Genomic DNA, 13,093 nt, shown 5'->3' with positions numbered 1-13,093 from the left:
CCGCAATATTGCCTCCCGATTGCGTGGCGGCCGGGCGATTGTTTCGCGTGTTGCGGGCCCGCTGCGTCAGGCCGCCCGCTTCTCCCGCGCATGCCGCAGCAGGGCCAGGCTCACGCGCCCCTCCTCCACCAGGATGGGGATCCTGCCGTAGGGGTTCAGCGCCAGGATTTCGGGCGCGAATTGCTGCCGCGCCCGGATGTTGACCCAGTCACGGCATGGTCCAGGCCGCATTCCTCCAGCATGATGGAGACGCGCTGGGAAGTGGGCGTCGCCCATCCGTGGAAATGCCGCATGAGCCGGTCCTCGCTTCGGGCGTGGCTGCCAGCCCGGCGGTGGGCCGGCAAGTCACGCCATGCCGACCGCCGGCAGGCGTTCGGCGCGGGCATCGTCCGGACGGGCGGCAATCATCGCCTCCAAGGCGCGGCGCCGTGCGGCATGAGCGGGGTCCTCCGCCAGGTTCACCATCTCCTCCGGATCGGCGACCAGGTCGTACATCTCTGCCGCCCCGGTGATGGCCTCCAGCGTCAGCTTGTCGCGCGCCGTGCGCACGGTACGGAGTTCAAGCGGGACGCCGCAGCGGCTGTCCGACAGATCCCATTCCGAATAGGCGAAGTCGCGCTGCGCCTCGCCGCGCGCCACATCCAGCAGGCTGCGTCCGTGCCAGTGGTCGGGCCGTGCCACGCCGGCCATCTCCAGGAAGGTGGCGCCGAAATCGAGCGAGGAGACCGGCTCGTCGCAGACCCGGCCCTTCGGCAGGCCCGGCCCGCGCATCAGGCAGACGACGCGCAGCAGCCCCTCATAGGCCATCGGCCCCTTCAGCAGCAGCCCATGGTCGCCCAACCAGTCGCCATGGTCCGAGGAGACGACGACCAGCGTGTTCTCCTCCAGCCCCAGCCGGTGCAGCTCGATCAGGATTCGACCGATATTGTGGTCGGCCAGGGAGATCATGCCGTAATAGTTGGCGATCACCTCCGCCAGCTGCTCATCGCTCAGCACCGGGGTGCGGCTGTGCTTGGCGCGGAAATCGCGCAGCGTCTTGTCGGCCAGGTTCGGCACCCCCTCCAGGCTGGCGCGGTGCCACCAGGGGCGGCGGTCCAGGTCCAGGCTGCGGTGGCGCGGCAGATCCACCTCCTCCGGCCGGTGCAGCAGGCTCCACGGCATCGGGCAGTCGAAGGGGTGGTGCGGGTCCGGGATCGAGGCCCAGAGGCAGAAGGGCCGGTCGCGGCGCTCATTCAGGAAGGCCACGCTGCGGTCACCGACCCAGGTGGAATTGTGCCAGGCGGGTGGCAGGGCGGAATGCCAGGTCTGTGGCGCGCCCTTCACATCCGGCCCGCCATTCCGCCCATGCAGCGCGTCCTTCCAGCCGCCGCGGCCATCGGCGTGGTACCAGGCCTCGTAGGATTGGCCGGAGGGCGGGACCATGGGGGGGAAGGTGTTGTGGCCTTCCACCATCAGCTCCACCCGCTGGAAGCCCTTGTAGGGGCCGGTCCAGTTCGGGCCGTACAGCTGCATGGAGCTGCGGCATTCCGGGCTGCCGGTGGGCGCAAAGGTATGGGCGGTGGCGAAATGCGCCTTGCCGATCAGCGCGGTGTCGTAGCCGGCGCGGGTGAGTTCGGCGGCGAAGCCGCGGCTCGCCGGTTCCTCCGGCAGGTCGATGCCATTGTCGCAGACGCCATGGGTGCGCGGCAGCAGGCCGGTCAGGATGGAGGCGCGGGTCGGCTGGCAGACCAGGTTCGGCGTGATGCAGCCGCGGAACAGCACGCCGTCCTGCGCCAGCAGGTCCAGGTGCGGCGTCCGCACCTTTCGGCCCATGACGCCCAGGCAGTCGCCGCGCTGCTGGTCGGTGGTGATGAACAGGATATTCGGGCGTTTGTCGCGCAACGCGGCGTGCTCCTGGAGCCTCTCCCGGTCAGGCGGAAGCGCCCGCCGACCCGGAGGATACGTTGAAAAAGGGAGCCAGGGCGGGGACCGCGCCTGCTTCGGCGCGGACCGTGCCCTAGCGGATGGTGACGTTGGCGGCGCGCGCGGCGGTGCCCCAACTCGCGCGTTCCGAGGCCATGAAACGGTCGAAGGCTTCGGGCGGCATGTAGCGGGCGGTCAGGCCCTGGCTGGCCAGCTTCTGCAACGCCTCCGGCCGGGCCAGTGCGCCCTGCGCCGCCTGGCTGACATGGCGCACCACCTCGGCGGGCAGGCCGCGCGGGCCGACCAGCCCGTACCACACCGCCAGTTCCTGCCCCTCCAGCCCGGCCTGGCCCAGCGTCGGCACATCCGGCGCCAAGGGGGAGCGCGTGGCGGTGGAGACGGCCAGGGCGCGCAGCGTGCCGGCGCGCAGATGCGGCACCAGCGGCGGCAGGCCGATCGAGCCCACCTGCATCTGCCGGCCCAGCAGCGCCGCGGTGGCAGGCCCGCCGCCTCGGAAGCCGACATGCGTCACGCGGAAGCCCATGCGCTGGGCGACGATCTCCATGCCAAGATGGTGCTGGCTGCCGGGATTGGGGCTGGCGAACAGCACCGGGTCCGGCTGCGCCCGCGCCCAGGCGGCGAACTCCGTCATGTTGCGCGCCGGAACATCGGGCGTGACGACGAAGACGAAGGGGAACTCCGCCAGATGCGCGATGGGGGCGAAGTCCTGCGCCGGGTCGAAGGGCACATTGGCATAAAGCACGGGGTTGATTGCCATCATCGCGGCGTCGTTGATCAGCAGCGTGTAGCCGTCCGGCGCCGCGCGGGCGCAGGTCTCGGCGGCGATGTTGCCGCCGGCGCCGGTGCGGCTTTCCACCGCGATGCCGCGCGGGAAGGCTTCCGTCATCGCCTCGGCCAGGATTCGGGCGGTGATGTCGGTGGCGCCGCCGGGGGCGGAGCCGACCAGCAGGCGTACGGCGCGCGACGGGTAGGGCGCCTGCGCGGCGGCGCCGCGCGCGCCAAGGACCAGGCCGCCCGAGCCCAGGGCGACGCCCCGCAACAGGTCGCGCCGCGTGGCGGATGCCGACATGCTCGTCCCTCCCAGGATGTGGCCGTTCCGGCCTGTCGTTGCAGATTGCGTCGGGGCTACCAGCACGTCCAATGCATAGTAGGATGCCGATCCATGCTGCCGGAGGCATCGATGTTGGAGGTGCGGGACATGCGCCGCTTCGTGGCGCTGGCGGAGGAACGGCATTTCGGCCGTGCCGCCGGGCGGCTCGGCATCGGTCAGCCGCAGCTCTCCCGCGCCCTGCAGGCGCTGGAGGCGCGCATCGGCGCGCGGCTGCTGGCCCGCACCAGCCGGGAGGTGACGCTGACCGAGGCCGGGCAGTCGCTGCTGGCGGATGCGCGGCGGATGCTGGCCATCGCCGAGGCCGCCCCGGCCGCGGCCCGCCGCGCGGCCCAGGGCGAAAGCGGGATGCTGACGCTGGGCTTTTCCGGCTCCTGCGCCTACGCCTTCCTGCCGGTGGCGGTGGAGGGCTTCCGCCGTGCCCATCCCGGCGTGCAGCTCACGCTGCTGGAGATGTCTGCCGACCGGCTGGTGGAGGCGCTGCGCGAGGGGCGGATCGACCTGGCGCTGATGCGCCGGCTGGGCGTGCCCGGCGGCCTGGCCGGCGCGCTGGTGTTCGAGGAAAGCTTGGTCGCCGCCCTGCCGCGCGCGCATCCGCTGGCCGGCCGTGGCCGCATCGCCCCGGCGATGCTGGCGGAGAGCGCCTTCGTGATGTTCCCGCGCGACAATGGCACGGATTTCCATCGCCAGGTCGGGCTGGTCTGCGCTGCCGCCGGCTTCGTGCCGCGCGTGGCGCAGGAGGTTTCACCGATGCATGCGCTGATCGGCCTGGTCGGCGCCGGGGTGGGCGTGGCGATCGTGCCGGATTCCGTGCGCAAGCTGCACTTCGCCGGCGTGGTCTACCGCCCCTTGCAGGGCGTCGCCACGCGGTCGCAGGTCTGGGCCGCCTGGCGGCCGGAAAGCCTGCCGGCGCCGGCGCGGGCCTTCGCCACGCATCTGGGCGTGCGGCCCTGAAGGGCGGGGGGAGGGGCGATCAGGCCGCCCGCTTCTCCCGCGCATTCCGCAGCAGGGCCAAGCTGCGGTAGATGCCATGCACCATCTTTGAATAGGGCAGGGTGACGAACAGCGCGAGCACCAGGCCGAAATGCAGCGCCAGCATCAGGCCCATGGCGCCGGTGTGGCGCACCGCCAGCAGCAGCAGCCCGGTGGCGCCGATCAGGAACAGCAGGAACAGCAGCGCGTATTCCCCGCCCATCAGGCGGCGCGCGACGGGCGCCGGGTCGGTCACCGTCTTCACCCAGACCAGCCCCGCCGTGCCGATGCACAGCAGCACGCCGCCCCAGGTGCCCAACTGCACGGGCAGGGACAGGAAGGCATGCGGCGAATACCAGCCGAAGACATGGTGGTAGATCGCGCCCGTCGTCGTCGCCGCGAAGCACAGCAGGAAGCCGTAGAACATCGCCTGGTGCAGCCAGCGGCGATGCTGCGCGAAGCTGTCGTCCAGGTCGTTGCAGCCATGCCCGCCGCCGCCGAGGTTGCGCAGCGTCAGCACATCGACCGCCGCCTCCGCCGCCGGCGCCGGCTGGAAGCTGCCGCCCAGCCCGCCAGTGCCGCGGATGTAGCGGATGGCGCCCATGGTCATGGCCAGGATCGCGAACAGGAAGCTGCCGCCGGCCAGCAGGTTGATCAGCCAGAGCGGGATGATGCGGAAGAAGGCGCCGGTGCCGGTCTGGGCACTGAACAGCACCGCGGGGTCCTTGATCGCGACACTCAGCACCAGTGCCAGCATCACGAACAGCGTGGCAAGGCCGGCCACCAGCGTGCCGTTGCGCGCGAACAGCGTCCCGGCGCCCGCCGGCCAAGCGTATTCGGCATAGCTCTCCTGCCGGATCTCGGCGAAGGTCGCCGGGATGTTGATGCCGAAGGCATGCGGCGGCGCATACTGGCAGGCGTGGAAGCAGCCCTTGCAGTTGTGGCAGAGGTTGGCGAGGTGCGTCAGGTCCGCCTTCTCGAACTCCCGCCGCGCGGCCATGGCCGGGAAGACGGCGCAATAGCCCTCGCAGTAGCGGCAGGCATTGCAGACCGCCATCTGGCGGCGGGCATCCTGGTAGGCGTCGGATTCGATCTGCGTCGCTTCCTGCAGCAGCAGGTCCAGCTTGCTCATTTCAGTTGCGGACATGGCGCGCCGCCTCCTCGCCGGCCAGCCGCCCGAAGACGGTGCCGAGCGTCATACCGAAGCCGGCCAGGTAGCCCTGGCCGAGAATGTTGCCGGACATGATCTCGCCGCTGGCGAACATGTTGGCGGAGGGCTTGCCATCCGCCATCAGCACGCGGGCCTTCTCGTTCACCTTGAGGCCGAGGAAGGTGAAGGTGATGCCGGGGCGCAGCGGATAGGCATAGTAGGGAGGCGTGTCGATGCGCCGCGCCCAGTGGCTTTTCGGCGGCACCAGCCCCTCCGTCGTGCAGTCGTCCGGCACCATCGGCTTGAAGGTGCCGGGGCGGACGGCGGCGTTGAACGCGGCCACCACCTGTTCCAGCTTGCCGGTGTCGAATCCCGCCATCGCGGCAATTTCGGCAATGCTGTTCGCCTTGTAGGGGGGATAGACGGACGGAAGAAAGTTCATCACCGCCTTGCTGTCGGTGACGGCCAGCGCGATCTGGTCGGGCTGCTGCGCGATCAGGCGGCCCCAGATGGCGTAGCGCTTCGGCCAGACATCCTCGCCCTCGTCGTAGAAGCGTTCGACGTTGCGGTTCACGACGAGCGAGAAGGGCACGCAGTCCAGCCGCATGGCCAGCCCGCCATCCTCCATCGGCGCGCGGGCGTCGTTGGCGACCGCGTGGAACTGGGTCGGGTCGCCGACCTCCTGCACGCCCTGCGCCAGCAGATCCTTCAGCACCACGCCCTGGGCGTAGGGCGTGCCGCGGATCTGGAAATTATCCGCCGCATCGCCCCAGTATTCGCGCAGCCAGTTGCGGTTGGCCTGGAAGCCGCCGCAGGCCGCGACCAGCGCCTTGAAGCGGATGCGCTGCGGGAAGCCGCAATGGGAGATGATGGCCTCCGTCGCATGGCCGTCCTCCACCTGGATGTGCTGCACCTCGGTATCGGTCAGCGCGACGATGCCGAGCTTCGCGGCCTCCCGGTACAGGGCGTTCACCAGCGCCTTGCCGCCGCCCAGGAAGAAGGCGTTGGTGCGGGACAGGGACAGGGTGCCGGAGAGTGAGGGCTGGAACACCACGCCGCAGCTGGCCAGGAAATCCGGCGCGTGCTGGCTGGCGCGGATGCACATCCGGGCCAGATCCTCGTTCGTCTTGCCGCCGGTGACCCGGTTCAGGTCGTCCCAGTACTCCTCCTCCAGGTAGCTGTCGGTCAGCACCTGGGTGGGGCCGGGATGCAGGGCGCGCAGGTTGCGGGTGTGGCGCGAATTGCCGCCCCGCAGCGGCGGCGGGGAGGCCTCGCACAGGATGACGGAGGCGCCGGCGCGGCGCGCCGTGATGGCGGCGCAGAGCGCGGCATTGCCGCCGCCCACCACCAGCACGTCATAGATCCGGGCGAAATCCGGCATCAGCAGGGGCCTCCGCGCTTCATGGGATTGTCTTGTATCCACTGGTATCCAGTGATGTCCAGATGCTAGGGTAGATTTCCATGGAGATGCCCGCGCCATCCCGCGACCTCGGCCAGGAAGCCTATGGCCGCATTCGCACCGCGATCCGCGACGGCACGCTGCCGCCCGGGCTGCGGCTGACGGAAACCGACCTGGCGGCCCGCTTCGGCGTCTCCCGCACCCCGGTGCGGCAGGCCATCGCCCGGCTGGAATCGGAGGGGCTGCTGACGCATGAGCCCCGCCGCGGCCTGACGGTGACGCAGCCGGACCACCAGCAGGTGGTCGAGCTGTATGTGATGCGGGAGGTGCTGGAAGGCGCGGCCGCGCGGCTGGCCGCGCAGCACGCCAGCCCGACCGAGATCGGCGCGATGGCGGAGCTGGTGGCGGGGGAGCCGGCGCTGTTCGGGGATGCGAGGGCGCTGGCCGAGACCAACCAGCGCCTGCACGGGCTGATGTACCTGGCCGCGCATAATCGCTACCTGCTGCGCAGCCTGGAGCAGATCGCCGCCACCATGGCGCTGCTGCCCAGCCTGCTGACTCTGGGCGGCCGGGCGGAGGCAGCCCATGCCGAGCACCGCGCCATCCTGGCCGCGCTGCAGGCCCGGGACGGGCAGGCGGCGGAAGCCGCCAGCCGCGCCCATGCCCAGGCGGCGCAGCGCCACCGCCTGGCCTGGCTGGTGCGGACGGTCGGCGTGCCCTTCGCCGCACCGGGTGGCTGATACCGAATCCCATCGATCGGAAGCTGCGCCCCCCGAAGGCGGGTGAGTGGCCGAACGGCCGCCGCGCCAAGTGGCGCGCCGCCAGGCCGGCGGTGGAGGCGGTGATCGGTCCGGATCACCGGGATTTGGGATCAGATGGCGAAGTTCAGGGGCTCGCTGGCCGGGCGCTTCAGGCCGGCGGCCTGCGCGCGGCGCAGCAGATCCTCCAGCGTCAGCCCGGCCAGCCTCTCCCGCAGCAGGTCCGACATCTCCTGCCACAGCGGCGCCACCACGGCGGCCTGCAGCCGCCCGGCCGGGTCGCCCGGCTCGGCCTCGTTCTCCGTCACCGCCGCCACCACCTCGGACAGGCTGATGTCGCGCGGGCGGCGGCCAAGCCGGTAGCCGCCATTCGGGCCGCGCAGGCTGTCCAGCAGCCCGGCGCGCGACAGCGCCTGGAACACCGGCTCGATCCCCCGCCGCGCCGCACCCAGCCGGCCTGCCACCTCCGCCCCGCCCGTCACCTCCTCGCCCCGGCCAGCGTGGAAGGCGATGTCCAGCATCACGGCCACGGCCGTCATGGCGCGATCCCGGCGAATCATCATGCTGCGTTCCCTCGCTTTGGCGGGAAATGTACAAAACACGCTTGTGGTTCACCAGCCGGCCCCGCACCGCTTCCTGCGGCCCGGCGCCGACAGGATGGAATGATCGCCCGATGGCCGATGGCCCCAGCGCAACCCGCCCGCCGCGCGGCCGCCTCCATGCCAGCGTGCTGGAGGCGGTGGGCGGCACGCCGCTGGTGCGCCTGCCGCGGCTGGAAGCGGCAGGGGGCCTCAAGGCCGCGCTGGCCTTGAAGCTGGAATTCCTCAACCCCGCCGGCTCGGTGAAGGACCGCATCGGCCTGGCCATGGTGCAGGCGGCGGAGGCGGCGGGGCTGATCGCCCCCGGCCGTTCCACGCTGGTGGAGCCCACCTCCGGCAATACCGGCATCGCGCTGGCCTTCGTCGCCGCCGCCAAGGGCTACCGCCTGGTGGTGGTGATGCCGGACGGTGCCAGCCTGGAGCGGCGCAAGATGATGCGGCTGATGGGGGCGGCGCTGGATTTAACGCCGGCCAAGCTCGGCATGGCCGGCGCCATCGCGCGGGCGGAACGCATCGCCGCCACCACGCCCGGCGCCTGGATGCCGCGGCAATTCGACAACCCGGCCAACCCCGCCATCCACGCGGCGACGACGGCCGAGGAAATCTGGGCCGACAGCGCCGGCATGGTGGATGTGGTGGTGGGCGGCGTCGGCACCGGCGGCACGCTGACCGGCATCGCCCGCGCCCTGAAGCCGCGCCGGCCCGGCCTGCGGGTGGTGGCGGTGGAGCCGGCGGAGAGCGCGGTGCTGTCCGGCGAGGAGGCCGGGCCGCACGACATCCAGGGACTCGGCGCCGGCTTCCGGCCGAAGGTGCTGGAGCTGGAGGCGTTGGACGGCGTGCGCCGGGTCTCGGAACGCGAGGCCCTGGCGGCGGCGCGCCGCTGCGCGCGGGAGGAGGGCCTGGCCATCGGCATTTCGTCCGGCGCCGTGCTGCATGCGGCGCTGGCCATCGCGGCGGAGCCGGGGATGGCGGGCAGGCTGGTGGTCGGCATCGCCGCCTCCTCCGCCGAGCGCTACCTGTCCACCCGCCTTTTCGAAGGACTCTGAACCCGGCGGCCCTGTAACCCGGCTACCCTGTGCGGCGACCGAAGGGCGGGCCGCGGCGCCGGTCGGCACCCGGCCGCCGTTCAGAGGCTCAGATCGACCCGCAGCACGGCGCCCTCGTCACCCTTGGCTTCCGCATAGAGGCCGGCCGCGCCGGTGCCGATCAGGGCCGTGCCCCGGGCGCTGACATTGACGTGCCCGGTGCCGCTGATCACCACCATGTCCGGCCCCTGATTCGTCACCGTCACGGAGGGCCGTGTCGCCGGCTCAATGGAAAGCGCCTGGCGCAGGCCCGCGGCGCCGCCGCCCAGATGCAAAATGACCCCCGCCATGACGCAGGCTTTCCCTCCAGCTTCGGGCAGGGATCATCCCTCTCGGCGCGCGGCATTCTGGCCGCCACGATGTGCCTTCCAGCATAGCAGGCACCGGCAGGGCGGGAAGGGTTTTGTTCATGGATGCCTGCCGTGCAGGCGGGCGTGGCGGGCTGCCTCAGGCCATCTCGGCGAATTGCAGCGCGGCGAGGCGGGCATAGAGCCCGCCCTCCCGCACCAGCGCGTCATGGGTGCCGGTGGCGACGATCCGCCCGCCTTCCATCACCACGATCCGGTCCGCCTTGCGCACCGTGGCCAGGCGATGCGCCACCACCAGCGTGGTGCGACCCTGGGAGAGTGCCTCCAGCGCCCGCTGCACGGATTGCTCGGATTCCGCATCCAGCGCGCTCGTCGCCTCGTCCAGCAGCAGGATGGGCGGGTCGCGCAGGATGGCCCGCGCGATGGCGATGCGCTGCCGCTGGCCGCCGGAGAGCGTCACGCCACGGGCGCCGAGATGCGTGGCGTAGCCCTGCGGCAGCTTGCGGATGAAGCCATCCGCCGCCGCGGCCGCCGCCGCCGCCTCCACCTCCGCATCCGTGGCGCCGAGGCGGCCGTAGCGGATGTTCTCCGCCACGCTGGTGGAGAAGATCGCCGGGTCCTGCGGCACCAGGCCCAGGCGGCCGCGCAGATCGGCCGGGTCCAGCGCCGCCGCATCCACCCCATCCACCGTCACCCGGCCGGATTGCGGGTCGTAGAAGCGCAGCAGGAGCTGGAACACGGTGGTCTTGCCGGCACCCGAGGGCCCGACCAGCGCCACCGTCTCCCCGGGTTCCACCACCAGGGAGAAATCCGCCAGCGCCGGCTGGTCCGGCCGGCTGGGATAGGCGAAGCGCACCGCCTCGAAGGCCACGCGGCCGCGCGGCGGCTCCGGCAGCCGGGCCGGCTGCGCCGGCACGGCGATGTCCGGGCGGGCGGAGAGCAGGTCCAGCAGCCGGTCGGCCGCCGCTGCCGCGCGCTGGATCTCGCCCCACAACTCGCTCATCGAGGCGCCGGAGGAGGCCAGCAGCACGGCGTAGAAGACGAAGGCCGAAAGCTCGCCCCCGGTCATCCGCCCCGCCACCACGTCATGCCCGCCGACCCACAGGCTGAAGGTGATGGCGCCGAAGCCCAGCAGGATGACGGCCAGGATCAGCAGGCCGCGGGAGGCGATGCGGCGCAGCGCGGCGGCGACGGAGCTCTCAACCTCCCGCCCGAAGCGGCGGCGGTCCTCCGGCTCATGCGTGAAGGCCTGGACGATGCGCAGGCCGTTCAGCGCCTCCTCCGCCGTCGCGGCCAGGTCCGCCACGCGTTCCTGCGCCAGCTTGGACAGGCGGCGTTCGCGCCGGCCGAACACCACCAGGGGCACGATCACCAGCGGCAGCACCGCGAGCACGATCCCGGCCAGCTTGGCGCTGGTGGCCAGCAGCATGGCGAAGGCGCCAAGCCCGGTGATGGCATTGCGCAGCCCCATGGAGATGGCGGAGCCGATCAGCGATTGCAGCAGCCCCACATCCGCCGTCATGCGGGAGAGGATGTCGCCGGTGCGCGCCGTTTCGAAGAAGCTGGGGGAGAGCGACAGCACATGGTCGAAGACCCGTCGGCGCAGATCCGCCGCCACCCGCTCCCCCAGCCAGGAAACCAGATAGTAGCGGGCCGCGGTGGCCAGCGCGAGCAGCCCGACCACGCCGCCCATGAACAGCGCGGCGGAATCCAGCGCCGCGGCGCCCTGCTCGAAACCGTCATCGATGAGGTGCCGCAGCCCCTGGCCCAGTGCCAGGGTGAGGCCGGAGGCCGCCAGCAGCGCGAAGCCGGCGCCAAGCGCGCGCGGCAGATAGGGCCGCAGATGCGGCAGCAGCAGGCGCAGCGAGGCGACGGGCGCGCGCGTCGCGGGGGAGGATGGGGCGGCGGTCACCCCTGCTAGATGCGCCGCACCCCGTCGTTCCGCAACCGCGTCGCTATTCCATGAAGCCGGGTTCGAGCAGGCGCGGGATCATCAGCGCCAGTTCCGGCCAGGCGATCAGCAGCAGCAGCACGCCCAGCATGGGCAGCAGCATGATGCAGACATCCTTCAGCACATCCACCAGCCGCAGCTTGGCGATGGAACAGCAGATCAGCAGGCACAGCCCATAGGGCGGCGTCACCAGCCCGAAAGCGAGGGCGACGATGCTGATCATGGCGAAGTGCACCGGGTGGAGCCCCGCCGCCGCCGCGATCGGCTGGAGGATGGTGCCGACGATGATGATGGCCGGGATCGCATCCAGGAAGCAGCCCACCACCAGGAAGGTGGCGGCGATGAACAGCCCGGCCGCGATCGGCCCCATCTCCCAGGCTGAGACATTGGCCAGCAGCGCCTGCGGGATCTGGTAGAAGGCCATCAGCCAGCCGAAGGCGCTGGCGGTGCCGACGCAGAACAGCGTGATGGCGGCGAAGCGGCCGGTTTCGCTGAAGGCCCGGTAGAGCCCGCGCAGATTGAGCTTGCGATAGACCACCATCGACAGCACCAGCGCATAGAGCACGGCGATGCAGGCGGCTTCCGTCGGCGTGAACCAGCCGAACACCTTGCCGCCGATGATGATGAAGGGGGTCATCAGCGCCGGGATGGAGATGAACAGCGCATAGCCGAGCTCGCCCCAGCTGGCCCGCTCATAGGTCGGGTAGCCACGCGACTTCGCATAGGCGTAGACGGTGCCCATCTGCACGGTGGCCAGCAGCAGGCCCGGCAGGATGCCGGCCAGGAACAGCGCGCCGATCGAGGTGGTGAGAACGCCGCCCCAGACGATCATCAGGATGGAGGGCGGGATGACCACCGCCAGCACGGAGGACACCGCGGTGATGGCGACGGAGAAGGAGGGCGAATAGCCTTCCTTGATCTGCGCCTCGATGAAGATCTTGCCCTGGCTGGCCGCATCCGCGGTGGAACTGCCGGAGATGCCGGCGAAGAACACGGACAGCACCACGTTGATCTGCGCCAGGCTGCCCGGCAGATGGCCCACCATGGCGCGCGACAGGCGCACCAGCCGGTCCGTGATGCCGCCGGCGGTCATCAGGTTGGCCGCCAGCAGGAAGAAGGGCACGGCCAGCAGGATGAAGGAATTGTAGGAGTTGAACGTCTCCTGCACCAGGACCATCGGCCACAGCCGGTCCTCGATGATGAAGGCGGGCAGGCAGGCGAGACCCAGGCTCACCGCCACCGGCACGCGCAGCGCCAGCAGGGTGAAGAAGATGCCGAACATGATCCACGCGGCTTCGGCGGTGGACAGGACATTGCCGGCCATCAGTGGTCCGCCTTCTCGCCATGCAGCAGGATCTGCAGGTCATCCCAGATTCGTTCGCCGGCGAAGATCACCCAGGTGACGCCGGCGATGGGCCAGGCGATGTGGATGGTCCAGAGCGGCAGCTCCGCCAGCTCGCTGATGCGGAACCAGGCGGTGTCGGTGAATTCCCAGCCATAGACGATGAAGACATAGGCGAAGCCCAGCACGAAGAGGGCGGCCAGGATGTCCATCGCCGCCCGGGTGCGGCCGCGCAGGTTGAAGAACAGGTCGACGTTGAAATGGGTTGCTTCCCGCACGCCGATCATTGACCCGATCATGATCATCCAGACCAGCAGGAAGCGCGCCAGCTCCTCGGTCCAGATGTAGCGGGGCAGCCAGTCCGCGAAGCGGGCCACGACCTGCATCGTCACCGGGACGATGATGATCGCGACGGTTGCCACCAGCAGGATCTCGAGCAGCCTGGCGTAGAAGGCAGTGATGCGGCGGAACACGCCGCGCGCGCCCTGTGGCGGCATG

Annotated in this window: 13 protein-coding genes; 3 read left to right on the top strand and 10 right to left on the bottom strand. The window is 70.9% G+C overall.

Annotated features, from left to right (window positions below):
• Positions 1 to 66 precede the first annotated feature (66 nt).
• From HEQ75_RS05595 to HEQ75_RS05585, 3 genes are all read right to left on the bottom strand, one after another.
• Positions 67 to 231, bottom strand: a complete 165-nt coding sequence (locus tag HEQ75_RS05595) for a hypothetical protein (protein ID WP_168027988.1) — start codon at positions 229 to 231, stop codon at positions 67 to 69.
• 114 nt (positions 232 to 345) lie between these two features.
• Positions 346 to 1,881: a sulfatase family protein gene (locus HEQ75_RS05590; RefSeq protein WP_168027986.1), complete on the bottom strand. Its 1,536-nt coding sequence runs from the start codon at positions 1,879 to 1,881 to the stop codon at positions 346 to 348.
• A 115-nt stretch (positions 1,882 to 1,996) separates the two neighbouring features.
• Positions 1,997 to 2,992, bottom strand: a complete 996-nt coding sequence (locus tag HEQ75_RS05585; protein ID WP_168027984.1) for a Bug family tripartite tricarboxylate transporter substrate binding protein — start codon at positions 2,990 to 2,992, stop codon at positions 1,997 to 1,999.
• 93 nt (positions 2,993 to 3,085) lie between these two features.
• Between HEQ75_RS05585 and HEQ75_RS05580 the strand changes: the two genes are divergently transcribed.
• Positions 3,086 to 3,985 carry a LysR family transcriptional regulator gene (locus HEQ75_RS05580; RefSeq protein WP_168027982.1) on the top strand — a complete coding sequence of 300 codons (900 nt, stop codon included), beginning with the start codon at positions 3,086 to 3,088 and terminating at the stop codon, positions 3,983 to 3,985.
• Positions 3,986 to 4,004: 19 nt separating this feature from the next.
• On the opposite strand, the gene tcuB is transcribed toward HEQ75_RS05580, so the two are convergent.
• The gene (gene tcuB, locus HEQ75_RS05575; protein ID WP_209318363.1) at positions 4,005 to 5,150 is read right to left on the bottom strand and encodes a tricarballylate utilization 4Fe-4S protein TcuB; all 1,146 of its coding nucleotides are present in this window, start codon (positions 5,148 to 5,150) and stop codon (positions 4,005 to 4,007) included.
• Positions 5,137 to 6,534, bottom strand: coding sequence for an FAD-dependent tricarballylate dehydrogenase TcuA (gene tcuA, locus HEQ75_RS05570; RefSeq protein ID WP_168027980.1), 1,398 nt, complete (start codon positions 6,532 to 6,534; stop codon positions 5,137 to 5,139). The genes tcuB and tcuA overlap by 14 nt, the downstream gene beginning before the upstream one ends.
• A gap of 86 nt (positions 6,535 to 6,620) precedes the next feature.
• Between tcuA and HEQ75_RS05565 the strand changes: the two genes are divergently transcribed.
• The gene (locus tag HEQ75_RS05565; protein WP_209318362.1) at positions 6,621 to 7,292 is read left to right on the top strand and encodes a GntR family transcriptional regulator; all 672 of its coding nucleotides are present in this window, start codon (positions 6,621 to 6,623) and stop codon (positions 7,290 to 7,292) included.
• Positions 7,293 to 7,423: 131 nt separating this feature from the next.
• On the opposite strand, the gene HEQ75_RS05560 is transcribed toward HEQ75_RS05565, so the two are convergent.
• A complete protein-coding gene (locus tag HEQ75_RS05560; protein ID WP_168027976.1) occupies positions 7,424 to 7,873 on the bottom strand; it encodes an RrF2 family transcriptional regulator in 450 nt (149 codons plus the stop codon).
• A gap of 110 nt (positions 7,874 to 7,983) precedes the next feature.
• Between HEQ75_RS05560 and cysK the strand changes: the two genes are divergently transcribed.
• The gene (gene cysK, locus HEQ75_RS05555) at positions 7,984 to 8,955 is read left to right on the top strand and encodes a cysteine synthase A (protein ID WP_168027974.1); all 972 of its coding nucleotides are present in this window, start codon (positions 7,984 to 7,986) and stop codon (positions 8,953 to 8,955) included.
• A gap of 80 nt (positions 8,956 to 9,035) precedes the next feature.
• Here cysK and HEQ75_RS05550 read toward each other — a convergent pair whose 3' ends face one another.
• From HEQ75_RS05550 to HEQ75_RS05535, 4 genes are all read right to left on the bottom strand, one after another.
• Entirely contained in the window at positions 9,036 to 9,284 is a 249-nt protein-coding gene (locus HEQ75_RS05550) for a DUF1439 domain-containing protein (protein WP_168027972.1), read from the bottom strand.
• A gap of 157 nt (positions 9,285 to 9,441) precedes the next feature.
• A complete protein-coding gene (locus HEQ75_RS05545; protein ID WP_328733417.1) occupies positions 9,442 to 11,214 on the bottom strand; it encodes an ABC transporter transmembrane domain-containing protein in 1,773 nt (590 codons plus the stop codon).
• A 43-nt stretch (positions 11,215 to 11,257) separates the two neighbouring features.
• A complete protein-coding gene (locus HEQ75_RS05540) occupies positions 11,258 to 12,577 on the bottom strand; it encodes a TRAP transporter large permease (RefSeq protein ID WP_168027970.1) in 1,320 nt (439 codons plus the stop codon).
• Positions 12,577 to 13,092 carry a TRAP transporter small permease gene (locus tag HEQ75_RS05535; protein ID WP_168027968.1) on the bottom strand — a complete coding sequence of 172 codons (516 nt, stop codon included), beginning with the start codon at positions 13,090 to 13,092 and terminating at the stop codon, positions 12,577 to 12,579. Before HEQ75_RS05535 ends, HEQ75_RS05540 begins: the two co-directional genes overlap by 1 nt.
• Position 13,093 lies beyond the last annotated feature (1 nt).

The sequence above is a fragment of the Falsiroseomonas selenitidurans genome (assembly GCF_012103215.1).
GTDB lineage: Bacteria > Pseudomonadota > Alphaproteobacteria > Acetobacterales > Acetobacteraceae > Falsiroseomonas > Falsiroseomonas selenitidurans.
Note: the sequence above shows the minus strand (reverse complement) of the source record. Positions and strands in the feature narration are given on the sequence as shown.

What these genes read in the sequence shown, in the direction of transcription:
- HEQ75_RS05595 (WP_168027988.1), bottom strand. Translation starts at nt 231, where the DNA reads ATGCGGCCTGGACCATGCCGTGACTGGGTCAACATCCGGGCGCGGCAG.
- HEQ75_RS05585 (WP_168027984.1), bottom strand. Translation starts at nt 2,992, where the DNA reads ATGTCGGCATCCGCCACGCGGCGCGACCTGTTGCGGGGCGTCGCCCTG.
- HEQ75_RS05580 (WP_168027982.1), top strand. Translation starts at nt 3,086, where the DNA reads ATGCTGCCGGAGGCATCGATGTTGGAGGTGCGGGACATGCGCCGCTTC.
- tcuB (WP_209318363.1), bottom strand. Translation starts at nt 5,150, where the DNA reads ATGTCCGCAACTGAAATGAGCAAGCTGGACCTGCTGCTGCAGGAAGCG.
- tcuA (WP_168027980.1), bottom strand. Translation starts at nt 6,534, where the DNA reads ATGCCGGATTTCGCCCGGATCTATGACGTGCTGGTGGTGGGCGGCGGC.
- HEQ75_RS05565 (WP_209318362.1), top strand. Translation starts at nt 6,621, where the DNA reads ATGCCCGCGCCATCCCGCGACCTCGGCCAGGAAGCCTATGGCCGCATT.
- HEQ75_RS05560 (WP_168027976.1), bottom strand. Translation starts at nt 7,873, where the DNA reads ATGATGATTCGCCGGGATCGCGCCATGACGGCCGTGGCCGTGATGCTG.
- cysK (WP_168027974.1), top strand. Translation starts at nt 7,984, where the DNA reads ATGGCCGATGGCCCCAGCGCAACCCGCCCGCCGCGCGGCCGCCTCCAT.
- HEQ75_RS05550 (WP_168027972.1), bottom strand. Translation starts at nt 9,284, where the DNA reads ATGGCGGGGGTCATTTTGCATCTGGGCGGCGGCGCCGCGGGCCTGCGC.
- HEQ75_RS05540 (WP_168027970.1), bottom strand. Translation starts at nt 12,577, where the DNA reads ATGGCCGGCAATGTCCTGTCCACCGCCGAAGCCGCGTGGATCATGTTC.
- HEQ75_RS05535 (WP_168027968.1), bottom strand. Translation starts at nt 13,092, where the DNA reads ATGCCGCCACAGGGCGCGCGCGGCGTGTTCCGCCGCATCACTGCCTTC.